At 74.0% G+C, this 20,396-nt stretch carries 22 protein-coding genes; 11 read left to right on the top strand and 11 right to left on the bottom strand.

The genetic code is table 11. The features are described from left to right. Positions 1-151: 151 nt before the first annotated feature. The 4 genes from ACIO9K_RS27595 (at position 152) to ACIO9K_RS27610 (ending at position 3,643) form a co-directional block, all read left to right on the top strand. Positions 152-862, top strand: a complete 711-nt coding sequence (locus ACIO9K_RS27595) for a G1 family glutamic endopeptidase (RefSeq protein ID WP_363625963.1) — start codon at positions 152-154, stop codon at positions 860-862. A gap of 188 nt (positions 863-1,050) precedes the next feature. Next, entirely contained in the window at positions 1,051-1,701 is a 651-nt protein-coding gene (locus tag ACIO9K_RS27600) for a TetR family transcriptional regulator (protein ID WP_363625965.1), read from the top strand. A gap of 42 nt (positions 1,702-1,743) precedes the next feature. Beyond that, entirely contained in the window at positions 1,744-2,511 is a 768-nt protein-coding gene (locus tag ACIO9K_RS27605) for an SDR family NAD(P)-dependent oxidoreductase (protein WP_363629396.1), read from the top strand. A gap of 91 nt (positions 2,512-2,602) precedes the next feature. Continuing rightward, positions 2,603-3,643, top strand: coding sequence for an NAD(P)-dependent alcohol dehydrogenase (locus ACIO9K_RS27610; protein ID WP_363625969.1), 1,041 nt, complete (start codon positions 2,603-2,605; stop codon positions 3,641-3,643). 86 nt (positions 3,644-3,729) lie between these two features. Here the strand turns inward: ACIO9K_RS27610 and ACIO9K_RS27615 are convergent, their stop codons facing one another. Next, positions 3,730-4,320, bottom strand: coding sequence for a lytic polysaccharide monooxygenase (locus tag ACIO9K_RS27615; RefSeq protein ID WP_363585827.1), 591 nt, complete (start codon positions 4,318-4,320; stop codon positions 3,730-3,732). Positions 4,321-4,518: 198 nt separating this feature from the next. Continuing rightward, positions 4,519-5,550: a medium chain dehydrogenase/reductase family protein gene (locus ACIO9K_RS27620; protein WP_400333979.1), complete on the bottom strand. Its 1,032-nt coding sequence runs from the start codon at positions 5,548-5,550 to the stop codon at positions 4,519-4,521. Positions 5,551-5,683: 133 nt separating this feature from the next. On the opposite strand from ACIO9K_RS27620, the gene ACIO9K_RS27625 reads away from it, so the two are divergent. Next, positions 5,684-6,364 carry a TetR/AcrR family transcriptional regulator gene (locus ACIO9K_RS27625; protein ID WP_363624571.1) on the top strand — a complete coding sequence of 227 codons (681 nt, stop codon included), beginning with the start codon at positions 5,684-5,686 and terminating at the stop codon, positions 6,362-6,364. A gap of 75 nt (positions 6,365-6,439) precedes the next feature. Here ACIO9K_RS27625 and ACIO9K_RS27630 read toward each other — a convergent pair whose 3' ends face one another. Next, a complete protein-coding gene (locus ACIO9K_RS27630; RefSeq protein ID WP_363624569.1) occupies positions 6,440-6,802 on the bottom strand; it encodes a hypothetical protein in 363 nt (120 codons plus the stop codon). Positions 6,803-6,981: 179 nt separating this feature from the next. After that, positions 6,982-7,209 (bottom strand): hypothetical protein, encoded by a 228-nt coding sequence (locus ACIO9K_RS27635; protein WP_063350359.1) that lies wholly within the window; start codon positions 7,207-7,209, stop codon positions 6,982-6,984. 439 nt (positions 7,210-7,648) lie between these two features. Here ACIO9K_RS27635 and ACIO9K_RS27640 point away from each other — a divergent pair, with 439 nt between their 5' ends. Both ACIO9K_RS27640 and ACIO9K_RS27645 read left to right on the top strand, forming a co-directional pair. Next, complete coding sequence (locus ACIO9K_RS27640; RefSeq protein ID WP_063350360.1) at positions 7,649-7,852, top strand: cold-shock protein; 204 nt, start codon at positions 7,649-7,651, stop codon at positions 7,850-7,852. A 354-nt stretch (positions 7,853-8,206) separates the two neighbouring features. After that, positions 8,207-9,649 (top strand): DEAD/DEAH box helicase, encoded by a 1,443-nt coding sequence (locus ACIO9K_RS27645; protein ID WP_363585823.1) that lies wholly within the window; start codon positions 8,207-8,209, stop codon positions 9,647-9,649. Between the two features lie 92 nt (positions 9,650-9,741). Here the strand turns inward: ACIO9K_RS27645 and ACIO9K_RS27650 are convergent, their stop codons facing one another. From ACIO9K_RS27650 to ACIO9K_RS27660, 3 genes are all read right to left on the bottom strand, one after another. Beyond that, positions 9,742-10,620 (bottom strand): alpha/beta fold hydrolase, encoded by an 879-nt coding sequence (locus tag ACIO9K_RS27650; protein ID WP_400333985.1) that lies wholly within the window; start codon positions 10,618-10,620, stop codon positions 9,742-9,744. Positions 10,621-10,781: 161 nt separating this feature from the next. Further along, on the bottom strand, positions 10,782-11,192 hold the full coding sequence (locus ACIO9K_RS27655) for a hypothetical protein (RefSeq protein ID WP_363585821.1): 411 nt from the start codon (positions 11,190-11,192) through the stop codon (positions 10,782-10,784). A 222-nt stretch (positions 11,193-11,414) separates the two neighbouring features. Beyond that, positions 11,415-12,344, bottom strand: a complete 930-nt coding sequence (locus ACIO9K_RS27660) for a glutaminase (protein WP_363585848.1) — start codon at positions 12,342-12,344, stop codon at positions 11,415-11,417. 301 nt (positions 12,345-12,645) lie between these two features. Here ACIO9K_RS27660 and ACIO9K_RS27665 point away from each other — a divergent pair, with 301 nt between their 5' ends. Continuing rightward, entirely contained in the window at positions 12,646-14,739 is a 2,094-nt protein-coding gene (locus tag ACIO9K_RS27665; protein ID WP_400333988.1) for a HelD family protein, read from the top strand. Positions 14,740-14,788: 49 nt separating this feature from the next. On the opposite strand, the gene ACIO9K_RS27670 is transcribed toward ACIO9K_RS27665, so the two are convergent. Continuing rightward, entirely contained in the window at positions 14,789-15,490 is a 702-nt protein-coding gene (locus tag ACIO9K_RS27670) for a DUF3152 domain-containing protein (protein ID WP_363624563.1), read from the bottom strand. Between the two features lie 447 nt (positions 15,491-15,937). Between ACIO9K_RS27670 and ACIO9K_RS27675 the strand changes: the two genes are divergently transcribed. Further along, positions 15,938-16,153 carry a heavy-metal-associated domain-containing protein gene (locus tag ACIO9K_RS27675; protein WP_363585818.1) on the top strand — a complete coding sequence of 72 codons (216 nt, stop codon included), beginning with the start codon at positions 15,938-15,940 and terminating at the stop codon, positions 16,151-16,153. Between the two features lie 96 nt (positions 16,154-16,249). Here ACIO9K_RS27675 and ACIO9K_RS27680 read toward each other — a convergent pair whose 3' ends face one another. Next, the gene (locus tag ACIO9K_RS27680) at positions 16,250-16,792 is read right to left on the bottom strand and encodes a DinB family protein (protein ID WP_363624561.1); all 543 of its coding nucleotides are present in this window, start codon (positions 16,790-16,792) and stop codon (positions 16,250-16,252) included. Between the two features lie 98 nt (positions 16,793-16,890). On the opposite strand from ACIO9K_RS27680, the gene ACIO9K_RS27685 reads away from it, so the two are divergent. Next, on the top strand, positions 16,891-17,865 hold the full coding sequence (locus ACIO9K_RS27685; RefSeq protein WP_363624559.1) for a YafY family protein: 975 nt from the start codon (positions 16,891-16,893) through the stop codon (positions 17,863-17,865). Between the two features lie 38 nt (positions 17,866-17,903). Further along, a complete protein-coding gene (locus ACIO9K_RS27690; RefSeq protein WP_400333993.1) occupies positions 17,904-18,230 on the top strand; it encodes an enoyl-CoA hydratase-related protein in 327 nt (108 codons plus the stop codon). Between the two features lie 319 nt (positions 18,231-18,549). Here ACIO9K_RS27690 and ACIO9K_RS27695 read toward each other — a convergent pair whose 3' ends face one another. Continuing rightward, complete coding sequence (locus ACIO9K_RS27695) at positions 18,550-19,461, bottom strand: immunity 49 family protein (RefSeq protein WP_400333996.1); 912 nt, start codon at positions 19,459-19,461, stop codon at positions 18,550-18,552. A gap of 124 nt (positions 19,462-19,585) precedes the next feature. Beyond that, positions 19,586-20,374 (bottom strand): maleylpyruvate isomerase family mycothiol-dependent enzyme, encoded by a 789-nt coding sequence (locus tag ACIO9K_RS27700; RefSeq protein ID WP_400333999.1) that lies wholly within the window; start codon positions 20,372-20,374, stop codon positions 19,586-19,588. Positions 20,375-20,396: the final 22 nt, after the last annotated feature.

Consider the following 20,396-nt stretch of genomic DNA (forward strand, 5'->3'; position numbering starts at 1 on the left):
TGTGCGCCACTCGGTGCCCGAAATCAAGGGATTGATCGGTCGACATGTTCCCGCCATGTCGGGTTCCTGCCCACGCGGCTCCCTTCCCGGCCCGCCCGCGGCGCCCGCAAGCTGGGCGGCACCCCCTCAACCCCCAGTGAAGGAGCCCCCCATGGCCCTTTCCCGCACCGGCCGGCTCGTGCTCGCCGCCCTGCTGGCCCTCCCGGCCGCCGCGGCCGTGACCCCCGCGACCGCCGCCCCCGCCACCCACACCGCCGCGCACGGCTACGGCGCCGCGCACCGCTTCGGCCACGGCGCCCGCTACGACGGCGGAGTCTGGGGCGGCTACGTCGCCCAGGGCAGCGGCTTCCAGAGCGTCTCCGGCTCCTGGACCATGCCCGCCGTGCAGTGCAACACCGCCAACGACCTGTTCGCCCCCTGGGTCGGCATCGACGGCTACGGCTCGCAGACCGTCGAGCAGACCGGCGTCCAGGCCGACTGCTCCAGCGGCTCCCCGGTCTACTCGGCCTGGTACGAGATGTACCCGGCCCCGCCGCAGTACTTCAGCGACCCGGTGGACGCCGGTGACAGCTTCACCGCCTCGGTGGTCAACGACGGCGGCTCCGGCTACACCCTGCAGATCACCGACACCACCAAGGGCTGGAGCGAGAGCACCCGCCAGCAGCTCGACGGCCAGAACGTCAGCGCCGAGGCCGTGATCGAGTCCCCGAGCCAGAGCTACCCCTCCTTCAGCCGCCTGGACTTCTCCGGCGTCACGGTCAACGGCCAGGTCTTCGACGGCTACTCCCCGCAGGCCATCAACAGCGGCCCCTACACCGAGACCCCGCTCAGCAACGGCTCCTTCGCGATAGTCCCCGCCTGATCCGGCCGCCTGATCCGGCCGCCTGACCCGGCCGCCTGAACCGGCCGCCTGAACCGTCGGTCTGACCCGTTCCACTCGACCCGCCTCCGAGCCCGCCCCGGCCCCGCCTTCCCGCAGGGTCGGGGCGGGCTCGCGTCCCGTCGGGACTCATGTCCCAATGAGACATTTCCGGGTGTACGGTGGCTCCCGTGACCACCGAGAAGGCCGAGCACAGCACCGAGGGGCGGCGTGACCGCAAGGCGCGCCGCACCCGCGAGTCACTGGCCGCCGCCGCCCTCCAGCTGGTGCTGGACCGCGGCCTGGCCGCCGTCTCCGTCGAGGACGTCACCGACCGGGCCGACGTCTCCCGCCGCACCTTCAGCCGATACTTCGCCTCCCGCGAGGACGCCGTGCTGGACTGCCTGCGCGCCGACTTCGGCCGGATCAACGCGGCGCTGGCGGCCCGCCCCGCCGCCGAGGCCCCGGTGGCCGCCTACCGCGCGGCGCTGCGGGTCTGGCTGGGTGACGAGCGGGACCCGGCCTGGCACCGGCGCCCCGGCGTGCGGGAGCTGTTCGGCCTGATCGCCGCCGAGCCCTCGCTGACCGCCGCCTACCGGCGGATCTGCGTCGACGAGGAGGAGGCCTCCATCCGGATCGCCGCCGCCCGCCTCGGCCTGGACGCGGAGTACGACCTGCGCCCGGCCGTCGCCGTCGGCCTCGGCGTGGCGGCCCTCCAGGCCGCCTCCCGCGCCTGGGTCCGCCACCCCGTCGGCGCCGACGAACCGGATCTGCCCGACCTCGTGGAACGGGCCTTCGACCTGCTCGCCGCCGAACCGCCCCCCGACGGCCCGGCGGCCTGAACCACCGCGCCCCCGGCGCACCCGCACGAAAGGACGTACGCCATGACCGGCACCGACCACCCCCAGGAGTTCACCGGCAAGGCCGCACTGGTCACCGGTGGTGCCTCCGGCATCGGCCTCGCCGTGGCCCGCCGCCTGGCGGCCGGCGGCGCGGCCGTCGCCGTCGCCGACTTCGACCTGGAGGGCGCCCGCAAGGCCGCCGCCGAACTGGAGGCCGCCGGCGCCCGGGCCCTGGCGATCGGGACGGACGTCACCGACCCGGAGTCGGTGCGGGCCGCCGTCCAGGCCACCGTGGACGGCCTCGGCGCCCTGCACCTGGCCGTCAACAACGCCGGCATCAGCGGCGCGAAGGCCCCCACCGGCGCGTACGAGCCCGAGCAGTGGCGCCGGGTCCTGGCCACCAACCTCGACGGCGTCTTCTACTCGCTGCGCTACGAGATCCCCGCCATCCTGGCGGCCGGCGGCGGCGCCGTCGTCAACATGGCCTCGATCCTGGGCACCAACGGCTTCGCCGGTTCGCCCGCCTACGCCGCCGCCAAGCACGGCGTGGTGGGCCTGACCAAGACCGCGGCCCTGGAGTACGCCGCGCAGGGCGTGCGGATCAACGCCGTCGGCCCGGGCTTCATCGACACCCCGCTGCTGAGCGCGGCCGACGAGGAGGCCCGTCAGGCACTGGTCGCCCTGCACCCGGCCGGCCGGCTCGGCCGCGCCGAGGAGGTCGCCGAACTGACCGCCTTCCTGCTCTCCGACCGGGCCTCCTTCATCCACGGCAGCTACCACCTGGTCGACGGCGCCTACGCGGCCCGCTGACCGGCCCGCCACCGGCCCGTCCGGGAGCCGGGGCAGCGCGACCGGGGGGACAGGCAAGTCCGGGGGGACCGAGAGAGGGAGTCCGAAACCCATGAAGGCAGTCCAGTACCGCAGCGTCGGCGCCGCCCCCGAGGTGGTCACCGTCCCCGATCCGGAGCCCGGCCCCGGCCAGGTCCTGCTCAAGGTCACCGCGGCGGGGGTGTGCCACTCCGACATCGCCGTGATGAGCATGCCCGCCGAGCGCCTCTCCTTCCCCCTGCCGCTCACCCTCGGGCACGAGGGCGTCGGCACCGTGGCCGCGCTCGGCGCGGGCGTGACCGGCCTGGCCGAGGGCGAACCGGTCGCCGTCTACGGGCCGTGGGGCTGCGGCAACTGCGCCAAGTGCGCGGAGGGCAAGGAGAACTACTGCCTGCGCGCCGCCGAACTGGGCATCCGCCCGCCCGGCCTGGGCGCCCCCGGGGCGATGGCCGAGTACATGGTGGTGGACAGCCCCCGGCACCTGGTGCCGCTCGGCGGCCTCGACCCGGTCCGGGCCGTGCCGCTCACGGACGCCGGCCTGACCCCGTACCACGCCATCAAGCGCTCGCTCGGCAAGCTGACGCCCGGCAGCACCGCCGTGGTGATCGGCACCGGCGGCCTGGGCCACGTCGCGATCCAGCTGCTGCGCGCGATGACCGCGGCCCGGGTGATCGCCCTGGACGTGACGGAGGAGAAGCTCGCGCTGGCCCGCGGCGTCGGCGCGCACGAGACGGTCCGCTCCGACGCCTCCGCGCCCGCCCGGGTGCGCGAACTCACTGGCGGCATCGGCGCCCAGGTGGTGCTGGACTTCGTCGGCGCCCCGCCCACGGCGGCCGCGGCCGGAGCGATGGCGGCGGTGGAGGGCGACGTGACGATCGTCGGCCTCGGCGGCGGCACCCTGGCCGTCGGCTTCGGCGCCCTGCCGTACGAGGTCTCGGTGTCCTCCCCGTACTGGGGCACCCGCGGTGAGCTGATCGAGGTCCTCGACCTCGCCCGGGCCGGCGCGGTGGACGTGCACGTCGAGACCTTCGGGATCGACGAGGCGCCGCTCGCCTACGAGCGCCTGCACAGCGGCCGGATCAACGGGCGCGCCGTCATCCTCCCCAACGGCTGACGGCTGACGGCTGGGGCCCCGGTCCCGCCGCCCCGACGAGGGGTGGCGGGACCGGGGCCGTCAGTACGGTGCAGCGGTCAGGACCGTCAGAACTGGACGTCGGTGCAGGAGTAGAAGGCGTTGCCGGTGTCGGCGACGTCCCAGACCGCCACCACCACCTGGTGCCCGGTACGACCGCTGGGGAGGGTCGCGGTGTGGGTGGTGGTGGCGGCGGGCTGGCGGCCGTTGTAGGGGACGGTCAGGAAGGGGGTGAGGTCCAGGCTGGCCCGGGTGATCGGCTGGCCGGCGTCGTAACCGGGCTTGGTGAGGTAGTACCTGAAGTTCGTGGTGGAGTGCCGGGCCTCGATGTACCAGGTGAAGGTGAGCTGCTGGCCCGCCGTCACCCGGGTGGTCGGCCAGGTGCCGTTCCGCGGGTCGTCCAGCGGGGCCCAACGGGCGTCCCCGCCGGCGCAGATGGTGCCGTCGGCCGGGCCCCGGCCGGGGAAGCCCTTCGGGCCCTCGACGCTCTGCGGTTCCCACTGGATGTCGCCGCAGTCCCACGGCACCCCGCCCGCTCCGCAGAGTGCGGACCGGCTGGGCGGGAGGTTGATGTAGCCGTGCGACTGGGCGGGCAGGGCCAGCACGAGCGGGAGCGCGATCGCGGCCGCGGCCGCGCCGGCGAGATGACGTTTGCGCATGGTGCTCCTCCGTGGGGGTGGATGGAGTGTGCGCCCGACGTAGGGCGCGCGCGTGGGGGCGCGGCCGAAGATCGTGGCATGCCTGCGTCAGGTCGGTGCTGACACCGTAGAAGCCCCCGTCCGGGCCGTCAATGGTCTGAACCATTGCCGGGTCATTGCCGAGTCATTGCCGGGCCCCGTGCCCCCGTGCCCCGCGGGTCAGGGAATCAGGACGATCTTGCCGCTGACGGTCCCGGACTCCGCCAGCCGCAGGGCCTCGGCCGCCCGGGCGAGCGGGAGCCGGGCGGCGATCCGGGCGGTGACGTCACCGCGGGCGACGGCGGCGAACACCTGGGCGAGGTCGGACCGGAGGCGGGCGCGGAAGCGGTCCCGGCCGAGGGCGCGGCCGGCCCAGATGTTGTAGAAGTGGGCGCGGCGGCCGTTGGGCAGGGTGTTCCAGAACCAGGTGCGGGCGAGGATCTTCAGCACGGGCCACTGCTTGGAGCCGGTGTCGTCGCGGGTGGAGGCGCTCCCGTAGGCGACGAGCGTGCCGCCGGGGGCGAGCAGGCGCCAGGAGTCGATCACGCTGCGCCCGCCGACGTGGTCGAACACGGCGTCCACCCCGCCGGGCGCCAGCTCCCGGACCCGGGCCGCCACGTCCTCCGTGCGGTAGTCGACCGGGGTCGCGCCGAGCTCCCGCAGGGCGTCGTGGTGCCGCGCGGACGCCGTGCCGATCACCTGCACGCCGGCCGCGCGCGCCAGCTGGACCAGGACGGAGCCCACCCCGCCGGAGGCGCCGTGCACCAGGATCCGCTGCCCGGCGCGCACCCGTGCCCGGCGGTGCAGCAGCTGCCAGGCCGTGATGCCGTTGACCACCACGGTCTCCGCCTCGGCTGCGGTGAGGCCGTCCGGGACGGGCACGGCGTCGTCGGCGTCGACGGTCACGTGGCTGGCCCACCCGCCGACCTTCATCAGCGCGGCCACCCGCTGCCCGGCCAGCCCCGGGTCGACGCCCTCGCCGGTGGCCAGCACCCGGCCGACCAGGTCGTAGCCAGGGACGAACGGGAACGGCGGCTGGTCGTAGTACCGGCCGCGGCGCATCTGCTGCTCGGCGAACGAGACGCCGCTCGCCTCCATGGCGATCAGGACCTGCCCCCGGCCGGCCCGCGGCACGGCTCCGTGCCGGATCTCCAGGCCCTCCGGCGCCACGATGCCCGGCAGCACGACCTGGACGAGGCGTTCGGTGTCCATGACGCCCTCCTTCTCGATAGATATTGTTGCCTTCGTTAGAAGTTATAACGGCAGGCATCGGTGAGAGTCAAGAGGGGGAGTGATAGCCTCTAACGAGATGGTGATGTCGTCGTCGTGAGGTCTGGAGGCGGCCATGGGCGCGTCGGATGTGAGGACTCCCCGGGAGCGCTACCGCGCCCAGGTGCAGGAGGAGATCAAGGAACGGGCCTGGGAGCAGATCGCCACCGCCGGAGCCTCCGCGCTGTCCCTCAACGCCATCGCCAAGCGGATGGGCATGAGCGGCCCGGCCCTCTACCGGTACTTCGCCAGTCGCGACGAGCTGATCACCGAACTCGTCCGGGACGCCTACCGGAGCCTCGCCGACGCCTTCCGGGCCCGCGCCGACGCGGGCACCGACGTGGCCGGGCTGGCGCAGACCCTGCGCGGGTGGGCCCTGGACGACCCCCAGCGGTACCTGCTCGTCTACGGCACCCCCGTGCCCGGCTACCGGGCGCCCGAGGACACCACCCGGATCTCCGTCGAGATCATGGCCGTCCTGCTCGATGCGTGCGCCGCCGAACAGTCGCCCGTCGAGCAGGCGCCGGCGGAGCGGTCACCGGCCGTGCCGCCGTCCCCGTTCGACGCCCACCTCGCCGAACACCGGGCCTGGGCCGGGGAGCACCCGGCCCCGCCGGCGGTCCTCCGCCTGGCCCTCGCCGTCTGGACCCGGCTGCACGGCGTGCTCTCCCTCGAACTCGCCGGCCACTTCACCGGCATGGGGTTCGACCCCGCCGAGCTCTACGCCGCCGAACTCCGCTCGCTCACCGGCCGCTGACGGCGCGGCGTGGGCCCGTGTCCGCGGACGGACAGGGCCCCGGGCGGCCGTGTGGCGCCCGGGGCCCGTCGGAGGTCAGGCGTCGGAGTAGCTGAGGTCACCCACCGTCCAACTGCTCACGTCCTCGATGGCGATCCGGTACATGCCGCCGGTGTGGGGCAGTCCGAAGTCGCCCTGGAGGATCCGCGCCCGGTGCAGGTGCAGGTGCGTCGGCCGTGCGGGCGCGCCGGCGGAGGGCGGGGAGAAGAGGGCGGCGAACGGCTTCAAGTGCTGCGAGGTGTGCAGGACTTCCGACACCCGCTCGAACCAGAGGTCCATCGGTGCGAGCCGGCCGGTGATGACCGCTCCGGGGACGACCACGGTCAAGGACATCTGGTTGCTGTGCTCGGACTCCACCATGGCGGCGATGTCAACGAGGAGCTCATCAGAGTTCGACATGCACCCAGACTATTGCGCCGCCGCCGGCTTCGGTGGCCTCGTGCACGGTTCGGCGCAGGCCGGGCGCGTGACCGTGCGCGCGGCCTGTCCTACGGCCTACGCACGGTCCGGCGTCCTGGGGAAGGTCTCGTGGATCGTTCCGGGGCCCGGGCCCTGGTGTCCCGGGGGGGAGCCCCGGGTCAGAGCTTCCACATCTCGGCGTACGGAGGGGTGAGTCGCTCCTGGCGGGAGCCGAAGTCGACGAGGACCGCGATGTCGCTGCCGTCCTCGACGTCGACGACCCGGCCGAGGCCGTGCTTGTCGTGGGTGACCCGGTCGCCCGCGGCGAACCGCTTGCGGGGCACCTCGGCCGGGGCTTTGAAGGGACTGGTGGGCAGGTGGCGCCGGACTGCCGGTGATTTCGTCATCCCGATCAGTATGCTCCGAAAAACCGGGGAGCGGACCCTTCCGGAGGGCCGGAACCCCGCCGGGTGACAGGGCACGACCAGCCGGCCCTGGCTCGGCGGACCCGCCCGGCCCGAAAAAATTCTCCGCCCGACCGGGCCCCGCCGCCGGTGACCCAACTGCCGTGGCGGCACCCCCCGTTGCCGAGCCCGTCGGCGGGTGAGCCGCTCCCGTGAGGGAGGGGCCGGAAGGACCGGCCGCGGAATGTCCACCGCGACGAGCCCGGGCCTGCTACAGTCGATTTAGTTGCAGTAGTGGTTCCCATGAACTTTGTGTGCGCCTGCTGATGTATTGCAGGCGCATTTTTTGTTTTCCGGCTCTTTCCCCGGCGGGTGCTCATCGCGGCGACTCGACGGTCCGCACGGTGCGGACTTCGTACAGTCTCTCGAAGGAGATTTTTTTATGGCTACTGGTACCGTGAAGTGGTTCAACGCGGAAAAGGGCTTCGGCTTCATCGAGCAGGAGGACGGCGGCGCTGACGTCTTCGCCCACTACTCGAACATCAACGCCCAGGGCTTCCGTGAGCTGCTCGAGGGCCAGAAGGTCGAGTTCGACGTCACGCAGGGCCAGAAGGGCCCGCAGGCCGAGAACATTCGCCCGCTGTAGTTCTCTGCCACGGCACTCGCCTGGTAGCGAGGGGCCCGCACCGTGCACTACGCCCGGTGCGGGCCCCTCGGCCGTTCCACCCCCCGAATCGCCTCCGGTCGTCCTGGCTGCCAGGCCGCCCCGGCCGTACCGGGCCCTGTGGATCCGCCTTCGGCCGTCGTCCGCCGTCCCGCGCGGGCCGTGTCGCGCCGACCGCGCACCGGCGCCCGCCCACCGGCGGCTGCACCGTCCATGCCTCGCCCGGCCGCATCGTCCGCGCCCCGCCCGGCACATCTCCGGCCCGTTTCTTGTGATCTCCGCGCGCCCGTGCAGCGGAGCCTTCCTCGCGACGTGCCGTCTTGAGGAAGGTTCCGTATGAACCGCTCGAATCGCCCGTCGCACCGCAGCCCGCACCGCCGGACCGGAGCCCCGAACCGGGCCCAGGGCCGCTCCTCCCAGCAGGAGTTCGAACTCCCGGTCAGCACCACCCCCGCCCTGCCCGCCGTCGAGTCGTTCGACGAACTGGACATGCCGGCGGCCCTGTTGAAGACGCTGACCCGCCAGGGCGTCACCTCGCCGTTCCCCATCCAGGCCACCACGCTGCCGAACTCGCTGGCCGGCCGTGACGTGCTCGGCCGGGGCCGGACGGGCTCCGGCAAGACCATCGCCTTCGGCCTCGCGGTGCTGGCCCGCACCGCCGCCCGTGCCGCCGGCCGCAGGGCCGAGCCGGGCAGCCCGCTGGCCCTGGTGCTGGTCCCCACCCGCGAGCTCGCGCAGCAGGTCACCGAGGCGCTCACCCCCTACGCGCACTCGGTGCGGCTGCGGATGGCGACCGTGGTGGGCGGGATGTCGATCGGCCGCCAGTCCCAGGTGCTGCACCGGGGCGCCGAGGTCGTCGTCGCCACCCCCGGCCGGCTGAAGGACCTGATCCAGCGCGGCCACTGCCGACTGGACGACGTCGGCATCGCGGTCCTGGACGAGGCCGACCAGATGGCCGACCTCGGCTTCCTGCCGCAGGTCACCGAACTGCTCGACCAGGTCTCCGCCGACTGCCAGACGCTGCTCTTCTCCGCGACCCTGGACCGCAACGTCGACCGGCTGGTGCGCCGCTTCCTCAAGGACCCGGTCACCCACTCGGTGGATCCGTCGGCCGGAGCGGTCACCACCATGGAGCACCACGTGCTGCATGTGCAGAACCACGACAAGAACACCCTGATCGTCCGCATCGCGGCCCGGGACGGCGGGGTGATCATGTTCACCGACACCCGGGACCGTGCCGACGCGCTGGTCGATGACCTGCTCGCCAACGGGGTGAAGGCCGCGGCCCTGCACGGCGGCAAGTCCCAGCCCCAGCGCACCCGGACCCTGGAGCAGTTCCGCACCGGCCAGGTCACCGCGCTGATCGCCACCAACGTCGCCGCGCGGGGGATCCACGTCGACGGCCTCGACCTGGTCGTCAACCTGGACCCGCCGGTCGACCACAAGGACTACCTCCACCGGGGCGGCCGCACCGCCCGGGCCGGCGAGTCCGGCACCGTCGTCACCCTCGTCCTGCCCAGCCAGCGCCGCCAGATGGCCCGGCTGGCGGCCACCGCCGGGATCGCCCCCACGGCCACCCGCGTCCACTCCGACGACGACGAACTCGCCCGCCTCACCGGCGCCCGCGTTCCGACCGGCATCCCCGTGACGATCCCCGACCCGGTCGTCGAGCGTCCCCGCCGCTCCGCCCGGGGCGCCGTCGGTGGCGGGCGCCGCCGCCCTGCCGGCGCTGCCGCCGCCCGTCATCCGCGCTCCGTGAGGTCCGCCGCGCGGTCCTGACCCGGTTCGTGCGGGCCCGGTGCGAACCGGCCCGGTACGACGGCCCCGTGCTCCTCGCCCCGACGGGCGGTGGAGCACGGGGCCGCTCGCGTTCAGGCCCGGGGCGGGCCGCCTTCCTCGGCGAGGAGGAAGTCGAGGGCCGGCCGGGTCTGGTCCCTGAGCAGGTGGCCGACCTCGGGGAGGAAGGTGACCGACACCCGGGGGGCGGCCCGCTGGAGCCGGCGGCGGGTGCCGTGCGAGTCGATGAGCCGGTCGCGGCCACCGATGGTGACCTGCACCGGCATCTCCAGGCCCGCCAGGTCGTCGTCGGTGACGACCGGCAGCTTCTCCCGCCGCGGCCGGAAGTGCTGGTGGATGAGCAGCACGTACTCGCCGAAGGCGCGTTCCTCGACCGTGGGCGGGACGGTGGTGGGGGCGGGGCCCAGGGCCAGCCCCAGCATCGTGCGCCGCCCCCAGTCCCCGAACGGCAGCACGAACAGTGCGGCGACCAGGACCCCCCGTTTCTGGCGGCCGATCCCGCAGGGGCAGCGCAGCGCCAGCCGGTCCACCCGCTGCGGGCGGCGGATGGCGTAGTCGAGGGCCAGCAGCCCGCCCAGCGACGTCCCCACGAAGGCGGCGCGTTCGACGCGCAGTGCGTCCAGCACGTCGTCCAGCCACAGCGCGTGCGCGTCGGAGTGCAGTTCGGGGCGCACGGGGGCGCTCAGGCCGGGCTCGCCGATCACGTCGACGGCGTAGACGCGGAAGTGCCGGGCCCACAGGGCCGCGTCGTCCGCCCACATCGCCGCGTTCGCCCCGGACCCGTGCAGCAGGACCAGGGGCGCCGCGTCCTCGGGGCCGCAGGCCAGGACGAAGGTCGAACCCTGGCGGGTGGGGACGTGCAGCCGTTCGGCGGGCACGGGCCAGCGGTCCAGGAGGGCGGTGTACTCCTGGGCGAGGACGCGGGCGCCCGCGTCGGAGGTGTAGATGGTCATGCCGTACTCCAGCTCGCTCGATAGGTTGGTATCTATCCTTAAACCACCGTGAGGAGTGAAGTAAAGGTGATTTTAGGGAGTGATGGGGAGCAGGTCACCTCGGGCGGAAACGACTCCGGCCCGGCCGCCGTGGGGGCGACCGGGCCGGGAGGCGGGAATGCTCAGGAGCGTTTGGGCGGCAGCACGGCCAGGGCGAGGAGGAGCACCAGGACGCCGCCGCAGGCGTTCCAGAAGCCGTTCTCCAGATCGCCGATCCCGAGCGAGAGCGGCTTCACCTCCCGTCCCTTCTGGTACACCCAGAGCACGCCGGTGACCACCGCGACCACGGCGGCCAGGAGCAGGCCCGGGCGCGAGCGCACCAGCAGCGCCAGCACCGCGATCGCCGCGGCGACGGCCAGGAGCAGGAACATCGACATGCCGGTCGACGTGGTGCGGGTGGGTGACATGCCCCGGAACAGGTCGGCGACCGGTACGGACCTCGGATCGCTCTTGGCGTACCAGGGCTGGAACGAACTGAGCACCAGCCCTGCCGCGCCGGCCAGGGCCAACAAGCTTGCTACGACGGTTCGCATGGGACGGGACCCCCACTTTCCTCTTGGTCGTGTTCCTCATGGCCGGCCGATCGTCATCACGATCGGCGCCCCCGCCTGGAGCATGCCATGGACGACCGGCCGGTCGGTGCCCAACAGCCGGATCAACGCCACAAGTTGGGCGACGGCCGGGTGCGACGCGCGGAGCCCGCGGAACGCCGGAGCGCCGGGGCGCGGGGCGGCGGTCGGGAGGCCGTCGGGAGGTCAGAAGATCGAGCAGCCGGAGAGGGTGGTCAGGGCGTCCAGGGCGGTGACCGCGGCCACCGAGTTGCCGGCCTGGTCCAGCCGGGGGCCCCAGGCGCAGACCGCGGCCCGCCCGGGCAGTATGGCGAGGATGCCGCCGCCCACGCCGCTCTTGCCCGGAAGTCCGACCCGGAAGGCGAACTCGCCCGCCGCGTCGTAGGTGCCGCAGGTGAGCAGGACGGCGTTGACGCGCTTGGCCTCGCTGCGCGACATCAGCCGGGTGCCGTCGGTGCGCACCCCGTAGCGGGCCAGGAAGGAGCCGGCCAGGACCAGGTCCCGGCAGCTGGCGGACACCGCGCAGTGCGCGTAGTAGTGGTCGAGGACGGTCTCGACCGGGTTCTCCAGGTTGCCGTGGCTGGCGATGAAGTGGGCCAGGGCGGCGTTGCGGTGGCCGTGCTCGGCCTCGGACGCGGCCACGACCGGATCGGTGTCGAGCAGCGGGTTGCCGGACTCCCGTCGGAGGAACTCGCGGACCGTCCCGGCGGCGTCGCCCGTCATGGTCTGCAGGCGGTCGGTCACCACGAGCGCGCCGGCGTTGATGAACGGGTTGCGCGGGATGCCGTGCTCGCTCTCCAACTGCACCAGCGAGTTGAAGGGATTGCCGGACGGCTCCCGCCCCACCCCGCGCCAGACCGTGTCCCCGCCGTACGCCAGGGCCAGTGCCAGGGTGAACAGCTTCGAGACGCTCTGGACGGAGAACGGCTGCTCCCAGTCCCCGACCCCGTACAGCTCGCCGTCGACGGTGGCCACCGCCATGCCGAAGGCGTCCGGGTCGACGGTGGCGAGGGCCGGGATGTAGTCGGCGACATGCCCTTGGTCGCCGGTCGCCCGCGCGGCCGCCGCCGCGGCATCCAGCAGCAGCCGGTAGTCGAGGTTCTCTCCGGCGGGCATACCGTTCAACGCTGTTCCTCCATGAGCACGATCAGGACCACGACCTGGTCCGATACAGGATTATCCGTGCTCCGGCATGCGCGGATGAGCACCGAGGACGAGGTCGGCGCCCGCGGGAGGGGCGGCCGGGGAGGCCTCGGGCGTCCGTCGATCCCCGGACCCGCCCAAAATACAACTCGGTCATTCTCTTAACTGGGTTCAGTTATGCTGCTCCGTGCGTACGCGCTCCGTGCGTACGTGCTGCGGGCGCACGGCCGGGCGGAACCGGTGGCAGGGAAGTGACGGGGAAAGGGGTGCGGCGATGGCGGGAGACCTCCGGCGCGCGGACGGCGAGCGGAAGGCGGCCGGCCTCGACGGGGAGCTGGAAGGCGAACGGGCCCATGTCGAGGCCTGCCGGGCGGCACTGGCCCGGCAGGTCGAGGACGCGGACCACCAGGTCGTCGCCGCGGAGGACGTCTCCGGCGACGGTGCCGGCGCGGAGGCCCTCGGCCGCTACCTGCGGACCCGGGCCCGGCGGATGCGGGAACTGCCGCAGAGCCCGGCGTTCTTCGGCCGGCTCGACTTCGACGACGCCCCGGAGACCGGCGACCACCGGCGCCAGCGCTACCACGTGGGCCGCCGCCGGATCTCGGCCGACCCGGCCGCGCCGCCGCTGGTGATCGACTGGCGGGCCCCCGTCTCCCGGGCGTTCTACCAGGCGAGCGCCGACCGGCCGCTCGGCCTCGCGAGGCGACGGCGCTTCGGCTGGGCGCCGTCGAGCCCCGGCGCGCCCGAGGACCTCACCGGCCTGGAGGACGAGTACCTGAGCCGCGCCGAGGCGCGGGGCGGGCGGCGAGGCGCCGGCGGCATCCTCACCGCCGAGATCGAACGCCCACGGACCGGGCCGATGCGTGACATCGTCGCCACCATCCAGCCCGAGCAGGACGCGCTGGTGCGCGGCGGGCTGACCGAGTCGGTGTGCGTCCAGGGCGCGCCGGGCAGCGGCAAGACCGCCGTCGGCCTGCACCGCGCCGCCTACCTGCTCTACACCTTCCCCCAGCGGATCCAGCGCGGTGGCCTGCTGGTCGTCGGCCCGAACCCGACCTTCCTGCGCTACATCGCCGAAGTCCTGCCCGCGCTCGGCGAGATCGACATCGCCCAGTGCACCGTCGAGGACCTGGTGGCCACGCACCCCGTCCAGGCGGACGACGACGAGCGGGCCGCCGTGGTCAAGCAGGACGCCCGGATGGCGGCCGTGCTGCGCCGGGCGCTGTACGGGCGGGTCGGCGCGACCGGCTCCGAGGCGTTGGTCGTCCCGGACGGCTCCTACCGCTGGCGCGTCCCGGCGGACGAACTGGACCGGATGGTCGCCGAACTGCGCGAGCAGGACGCGCCGTACGCGATCGGCCGGGAAAACCTCCGCACCCGGGTGGTGGCCGCACTCCAGGACCGGGCCGAGCGGCGGTCCGGGATCAAGGGTGGAGCCTGGCGGACGAGGATCGGCCGCTGCCGGCCGGTGGCGGCCTTCCTCGACGCGGCGTGGCCCGCGCTGCGCCCGGAGGCGGTGCTGGCGGCCCTGCTCGGTGACCCCGCCGTCCTGGCCGAGGCCGCGGACGGCCTGCTCGCCCCGGCCGAGCAGGCGGCGATCCGCTGGCACCGGCCGCCGCGCTCGCCGAAGAGCGCACGCTGGTCCGGGCACGACCTGCTGCTGCTCGACGAGGTGGCCGGGCTGATCGAGCGGCCGGCCGGCTTCGGCCACGTGGTGGTCGACGAGGCGCAGGACCTCTCGCCGATGCAGTGCCGGGCGATCGCCCGCCGCAGTGCCTTCGGTTCGCTCACCGTCCTCGGCGACCTCGCGCAGGCGACCGCGCCGTGGTCGGCGCGCAGCTGGCCCGAGCAACTGGCCCACCTGGGCAAGCCGCAGGCGGCCGTGGTCCCGCTGACCACCGGTTTCCGGGTGCCGGCGGCCGTGCTGGCCCTGGCCAACCAACTGCTCGCCGCGCTGGACGTGGGAGTCCCGCCGGCCCGCTCGCTGCGCCAGGACGGCGAACTGACGGTACGTCAAGTCGGTGACCCGGGGCGGGCGGTGGTGGAGGCGGTGCGCGGCGCGCTGGAGCGGGAGGGGTCGATCGCGGTCATCGCCGCGGACGCGGAGGCCCCGGGGGCCGCCTCGGCACTGCGGGAGGCCGGGGTGGCGGCCGCGTCGGCGGCGGAGGTCGGCACCTCGGCGCGGGTCACGGTGCTACCGGCCTCGCTGGTCAAGGGACTTGAGTACGACCATGTGATCGTGCTGGAGCCCGCCGCCATCGTCGAGGCCGAACCGCGCGGCCTGCACCGCCTCTATGTGGTCGTGACCCGGGCGGTGTCCCGGCTGGACGTACTGCACGCCCGTCCGCTGCCGACCGCCTGGTCCTGACGCCAGCCGGGCGGCCGGGCGGCCGGCCGCGGACGGGAGGGGCGGGCCGTCAGGGAGCGGAGGTGGGGGCCTGGACGGGCGGGCCGGTGAGCAGGGTGCCGGTGTCGGAGTAGGGCCAGCCGTTCGGGACGCAGCCGTGCAGGCCCTTGATCTGCTGCATCATCACCGGTGCCGGCGCGCCCGCGCCCGGGCAGTCGACGTGGCCGTTGCCGAGGATGTGGCCGACCTCGTGGTTGACGGCGAGCGCGTGGTAGAGCTCGGGCTTGCCGACGTAGAACTCCGACAGCTCCGTCCAGCGCTTGAGGTTGATGACGACCTGGTGGCCCACGCCGCAGTTCACCGTGCCGCCGGTGTCCAGGCCGTACTGGCCGCAGATCCGGTCGGTGGTCTCCGGGGTGGCCAGGTAGACGGTGAAGTCCACCGGGTCGGCGGGCATGCGCTGGAAGGAGGCGGTGCCACCGGCGGCCCAGCCGTACTGGACGTTCCCGAGGACCGCGTCGACCTCGGCGGCGAACTGCCCGGGGCTCTCGGCGATCCCGTTCTCCGCCCGCACCTTGTAGCGGTACAGGTGCTCGCCGGTGCCGAAGCGGGGTGAGCCGCCGGCGGCCGTGGTGAACTGCATCGGCTTCTGCCCTTCGCCCGGGGCCCACGGGTGCCACCACAGCAGGCCGGCGGTCACGGCGCCGGCCGCCACCAGGGCGAGCGCGCCGTGCCAGAGCCGCAGGCGCCGGAATCCGGTGAACCTCTTCATCGGCTGCCCCCGGCCGCGAGGCGCGCCCTCGCTCCGGTGGTCGGGTCGGGTCCGGTGGACCCGCCGGGTATGGAGGTGTGGGGCGTCGGGGTGGGCATGGCGGTGAAGGGCTCCTGGGCGGGTCCGGTCGGGATCAGACGAGTCTAGGCGGAGTTCGGACGGGTTCAGGCAGGTTCGGACGGGGTTCGGTCGCGGAAAGGAAGGGCGTTATGGGGAGGAACGGGCGAAAGCGGACCACCGGTTCAGCCGGTCGGTGACGACCCGTCGGTCGCGCGGACCGATCGGTTCCCGGAACCACTCGAAGGTGCCACCCGTGCGGCGTGTCCCTCGGCGTCGGCGGCGCTTTCCGCTGTCGTGGTGCACGTTGATCACCGGCCGCGTCCGAGCGGGCCCGGCCGGGCTTGCCCACCCCACCCCACCCCACCTCACCTCACCGGAGGCACCACCATGTCCATCACCACCGTCCTCACCGTCGACGGCATGAGCTGCGGCCACTGCGAGAGGACGGTCAGCGCCGGGCTGGCCGCCCTCCCCGGCGTCACCGGGGTCAGCGCCGACGCGCCGACCGGCCGCGTCACCGTGGCGTCCGCGCAACCGCTCGACGACGCCGTGCTCCGTGGCGCGGTCGCCGGGGCCGGGTTCACCTTCGTCGGCCGGGGCTGACCCGCCCCCGGCAACCGGCCGAGGGGGAGGGGCGGCCCGGGGCCTGTCCGGCGGATCCGCCGGACAGGCCCCGGGCGCCCGGGCCGTCCACCGGCGTCAGCCCATGCTCTTCGCGCCGTCCAGGGCCTCGCGGATGATGTCGGCGTGGCCCGCGTGCTGGGCGCTCTCGGCGACGATGTGCATCAGCACCCGGCGGGCCGACCACTCGGTGTCGGCCTCGAACCAGGGGGCCTTCGGCAGCGGCTGGGTGGCGCCCAGATCGGGGAGGGTGGCGACCAGGTCGTCGGTGCGGCGGGCCACCTCGGCGTACTCGGCCAGGACGCCGGCCAGCGTCTCGCCGGGCAGCAGGCGGAACTCGTCCGCACGGCGGGCGAAGTCGGCCTCGGTGAAGCTGCTGAAATCGGGCATGGCGGACGGGCCTTCCACGATGAAGGCCACCCAGAACCGCTCGACCGCGCTCACGTGCTTGATCAGGCCGCCCAGGCACAGTGCGCTGACGGTGGTCCGCAGGCCGGCCTGCTCGTCGGTGAGGTCGCGGGTGGTGAAGCGCAGGAAGTGCCGCTGCTTGGCCAGGGCCGCCAGCAGGTCGGCGCGCTCGCCGGTGGTGGTGCTGTTGTTCGGGGTCGCGGTGCTGGTCATGGTGTGGCCTTCCGTTCGGTTCCTGCTCCTTCGGACAAGGTCCACGCTAAACGCGATAGCGGCCACTTTCTGGCCTGAATTCCGGGATGATCGGAGTCATGGCGAACACCAGCACCCGGACGCTGCGACTGCTCTCCTTGCTCCAGACCCACCGTTACTGGCCCGGCGAGGAACTGGCCGACCGGCTCGGGGTCTCGATCCGCACCCTGCGCCGCGACATCGACCGCCTGCGCGAACTCGGCTACCCCGTGGAGGCGCAGCGCGGCGTCGACGGCGGCTACCAGCTCGCCGCGGGCGCCGCCTTGCCCCCGCTGGTGATCGACGACGAGGAGGCGGTCGCCCTGGCCGTGGGCCTCCAGGCCGCGGCGGAGAGCCCGGTGGAGGGCATCGCCGAGGCCTCGGTGCGGGTGCTGGCCAAGGTGGTGCAGGTGATGCCCGCCCGGCTGCGGCACCGGGTCGAGGCGCTGCGCGCGGTGACCGTCCCCGTCGGCGGGGGCGCCACGGCCGGGCCGGGCGTCGATCCGGACCGGCTCACCGTGGTCGCGCTGGCCTGCCGGGACACCGAGCGGCTGCGCTTCTCCTACACCTCCGCCGACGGCCGGCACGCCGAACGGCAGGTCGAACCGCACCGGCTGGTGTGCCTGCACCGCCGCTGGTACCTGGTCGCCTACGACCTCGACCGGCAGGACTGGCGCACCTTCCGGCTCGACCGGCTGAGCGCGCCGCAGGGCGGCGGCGTCCGGTTCGGGCCCCGTTCGCTGCCCGCCGCCGACGCCGCCGAGTTCGTCCGGGCCGGTCTCAACGGCGTGCCGCGCCCGTACCGGGTGGCGGCGCTGGTGGACGCCCCGGCCGCGACCGTCCGCGCACGGGTCGGTCGGTGGGGCACCGTCGAGGAGGTCGACGCCGGGCGCTGCCACCTGGAGATGACCGCCGACTCCCTGGACTGGCCGGCCATGGCGCTCGGCTCGCTGGGCGCGGACTTCCGCGTCCTCGGCCCGCCCGAACTGCTCGACCTCGTCGAGGAGTGGGGCGCGCGGTTCACCCGGGCCGCGCGGGGCGGTGTGGGGGAGTAGGGCACCGGGGCAGGACGTCGGGCGGGCTCGTGCGGGCGGTGGCTGTGCGTGCGGTCGGGTGCTGCGCCCTGGAGCTGATCCTGACCGGGGACCCGGTCCCGGCCGCCCGTGCCGCCGAGATCGGACTGGTCAACGCCGTCGTCCCGGCCGGCGAACTGCTCGACGCGGCACGGGGCCTGGTCGACCGGATCATCCGGCACGCGCCGACCGCGGTGTCCGCCTGCCTGCGGGCCGTCACCCCTGGCATCAACCTGCCGATCGACGAGGGCCTCGCCGTCGAGGCGGCCTGCTTCGCGGCCACCGTGCCGACGGACGGGGTGCGGGAGGGGCTCCGGCGCTTCCTCGACCGCCCGGCGGCCGGCTGAGCCCGGTTCGGGCCCCTGGTCCCGGTGGTTCCGGGCTGGACTCGGCGTGCTTCGGCCAGGACGACGACAACGCGGACGGCCGGGCCATCCGATCGGATGACCCGGCCGTCGCGGCTCACAGCGGCTCGGTGCTTGCCGGGGGCGGGTGCGCTCACCAGGAGACCGGGTAGCGGACGGGATGCCCGCCGATCCGGCCGGGGATCGGCGGCTATAGGTGGGATGTTTCGTCTGTTGGGCAACCGTTGGACACTCCACGGACGGACGGACGGACGGACGGACGGATGGACAGGCAGACGGGCGGGCGGCTGGGGTGGGGCGGTCAGAGCGCCGGGGGCTGTATGAGTGTCGCCGGGAGGTAGCCGGAGGAGAGGCCGAGCTGCCAGCCGTGCGCCTGGACGGCGAGTGCGGCCAGGGCGATCGGGAGGACCGGGAGCAGGCTGCGCGGGGCCGCGTCCGGGGCGCTGCTCTCGCGGTGCTGGTCGAGGCGGGTGGCGAGGGCCCGCTCGAAGGTGCTCCGGTCGTCGTCGAGCAGGACGCGCAGCAGCTGCTGGTCCGGCGTGAGCGGACCGGCGGCGTCCAGCGCCCGGGCGGCCGTGGCGCGCTCCTCGGCGTCCGGCTTGCGCAGGGGCACGGGGCCCGGGGCGACCCAGGGTGAGACGGCGGTCGGCACGACGTGGAGGTAGGAGCAGAGCGCGTCCAGCTCGGCGAGGCTCGCCGGATCGGAGGTCGAGTCCAGGTCCGAGTGGGGCAGGCCCTTGCGGACCGAGGGCCCGTAGTCGTCCTTCAGCAGCGGGCCGAGCATGCGGTGGCGCTCCTGGATCAGGCCGCTGATCACGCACATCGCGAAGGCCTCGACCCAGGTGGCGGCCGTGGGGGCGAAGTCGATGGTGTCGCCGAAGCTGGTCTCTTCGCTGGTCAGCGTCTCGCCGATGAACGGGAAGGGGACCTCGAAGTCGCCGCGGGGGAAGCAGCCGAGGGACAGCACACCGAGGGAGCACTCGGCCGCGGTCTCCAGGATGACTCGGGCGGGGTAGCCGCTGAGCGGCCGGCCCTCCAGGGTGAGCGCGCCGATGTGGTCGAGGAGCTCCTCGCCCATCGTCCGGATCTCCTGGATGGCCAGGCGGCCGTAGTGGATCCGGTACCAGCTGGTGAGGGCCCGGTCCTCGATGCCCTCCAGGGCCTGGGTGATCCGCTGGGGTGCGACCTGGTGGCGCGTGACCTCGACGTCCACGATCCGATGCCGCCTTTCCTTGATCGTCTGTTGACGGAACGGCACGCTAGCACCGGCCACCGACAGTCGATCACCCGTACGGACGAGGGGCGGCGGCCCGGCCGCCGCCCCTCGTCCGGGCAGGTCAGAACGCCGAGTTGGCGCACCAGTGCGCGAGCATTTCCTCGTCCCCGCGCACGTCGAGGCGGGCGGAGGCCAGGTCGAGGCGGCCGTACAGGAGCAGCAGCAGATCGGCGGCGCTCGCGCGGACGGTCACGTCGGCCTCCGGGCCCGGGCCGTCCGCGTCGAGCCCGAAGCGGTCGAGCCCGAAGCCGTCGGGCCGCAGGCGGATCAGCCAGTCGCCGTCCGCGGAGGTGGCGCTGCCGTCGGTGCGGGTGAAGCGGATGGTGCGGTCCGCGCCGCGCAGCTCGGCGATCCCCGGGGCGAAGAAAGCGGCGAAGGGCAGGTTGGTGAGGAATTCGGACACCCCGTCGGCGGCCAGCTCCGGGTCGAGTACCGGGGTGCGCCCGAGGGCGAGTTCCGCGTCGGCGCGGTGCACCAGGGTCTCGAACAGCATCCGCCGTACCCAGAAGCGGGCGTGCTGGTCGGCGCCCCAGGCCCACATCGGGGCGTCGAGGTCGGTTTCCGCGAACGCGGCGCCGGCCTCGGCCGCGGCCTCCGCCAGCCAGGCGGGGTAGCCGTCCGGCCCGGCGGGCAGCCGCAGGTCGACCTCGCGGCTGCGGGGCGGCTGCTGGATCCGCTGCCGGAGCAGGACGGTGAACCAGCGCTGCACGCTGCCGGTGTGGCGGGTGAGGTCGGTCAGTGTCCAGCCGGGGCAGGTGGGCACCGGGGTGGCCGGGTCGGCGTCCTGGAGGGCGGCGACGAGCCGGGCGGTCTCCGCGGCGACGGCGGCGCCGTGGTCGATGGTGGTCATGAGGGTGCTCGCTCGGTGTCGG

It is taken from the genome of Kitasatospora sp. NPDC087271 (assembly GCF_044744605.1).
GTDB lineage: Bacteria > Actinomycetota > Actinomycetes > Streptomycetales > Streptomycetaceae > Kitasatospora.

Excerpts from the sequence above, each read along its gene's own strand:
- ACIO9K_RS27595 (WP_363625963.1), top strand. The coding sequence starts at position 152 with ATGGCCCTTTCCCGCACCGGCCGGCTCGTGCTCGCCGCCCTGCTGGCC.
- ACIO9K_RS27605 (WP_363629396.1), top strand. The coding sequence starts at position 1,744 with ATGACCGGCACCGACCACCCCCAGGAGTTCACCGGCAAGGCCGCACTG.
- ACIO9K_RS27610 (WP_363625969.1), top strand. The coding sequence starts at position 2,603 with ATGAAGGCAGTCCAGTACCGCAGCGTCGGCGCCGCCCCCGAGGTGGTC.
- ACIO9K_RS27615 (WP_363585827.1), bottom strand. The coding sequence starts at position 4,320 with ATGCGCAAACGTCATCTCGCCGGCGCGGCCGCGGCCGCGATCGCGCTC.
- ACIO9K_RS27620 (WP_400333979.1), bottom strand. The coding sequence starts at position 5,550 with ATGGACACCGAACGCCTCGTCCAGGTCGTGCTGCCGGGCATCGTGGCG.
- ACIO9K_RS27625 (WP_363624571.1), top strand. The coding sequence starts at position 5,684 with ATGGGCGCGTCGGATGTGAGGACTCCCCGGGAGCGCTACCGCGCCCAG.
- ACIO9K_RS27630 (WP_363624569.1), bottom strand. The coding sequence starts at position 6,802 with ATGTCGAACTCTGATGAGCTCCTCGTTGACATCGCCGCCATGGTGGAG.
- ACIO9K_RS27635 (WP_063350359.1), bottom strand. The coding sequence starts at position 7,209 with ATGACGAAATCACCGGCAGTCCGGCGCCACCTGCCCACCAGTCCCTTC.
- ACIO9K_RS27640 (WP_063350360.1), top strand. The coding sequence starts at position 7,649 with ATGGCTACTGGTACCGTGAAGTGGTTCAACGCGGAAAAGGGCTTCGGC.
- ACIO9K_RS27645 (WP_363585823.1), top strand. The coding sequence starts at position 8,207 with ATGAACCGCTCGAATCGCCCGTCGCACCGCAGCCCGCACCGCCGGACC.
- ACIO9K_RS27650 (WP_400333985.1), bottom strand. The coding sequence starts at position 10,620 with ATGACCATCTACACCTCCGACGCGGGCGCCCGCGTCCTCGCCCAGGAG.
- ACIO9K_RS27655 (WP_363585821.1), bottom strand. The coding sequence starts at position 11,192 with ATGCGAACCGTCGTAGCAAGCTTGTTGGCCCTGGCCGGCGCGGCAGGG.
- ACIO9K_RS27660 (WP_363585848.1), bottom strand. The coding sequence starts at position 12,344 with ATGCCCGCCGGAGAGAACCTCGACTACCGGCTGCTGCTGGATGCCGCG.
- ACIO9K_RS27665 (WP_400333988.1), top strand. The coding sequence starts at position 12,646 with ATGGCGGGAGACCTCCGGCGCGCGGACGGCGAGCGGAAGGCGGCCGGC.
- ACIO9K_RS27670 (WP_363624563.1), bottom strand. The coding sequence starts at position 15,490 with ATGAAGAGGTTCACCGGATTCCGGCGCCTGCGGCTCTGGCACGGCGCG.
- ACIO9K_RS27675 (WP_363585818.1), top strand. The coding sequence starts at position 15,938 with ATGTCCATCACCACCGTCCTCACCGTCGACGGCATGAGCTGCGGCCAC.
- ACIO9K_RS27680 (WP_363624561.1), bottom strand. The coding sequence starts at position 16,792 with ATGACCAGCACCGCGACCCCGAACAACAGCACCACCACCGGCGAGCGC.
- ACIO9K_RS27685 (WP_363624559.1), top strand. The coding sequence starts at position 16,891 with ATGGCGAACACCAGCACCCGGACGCTGCGACTGCTCTCCTTGCTCCAG.
- ACIO9K_RS27700 (WP_400333999.1), bottom strand. The coding sequence starts at position 20,374 with ATGACCACCATCGACCACGGCGCCGCCGTCGCCGCGGAGACCGCCCGG.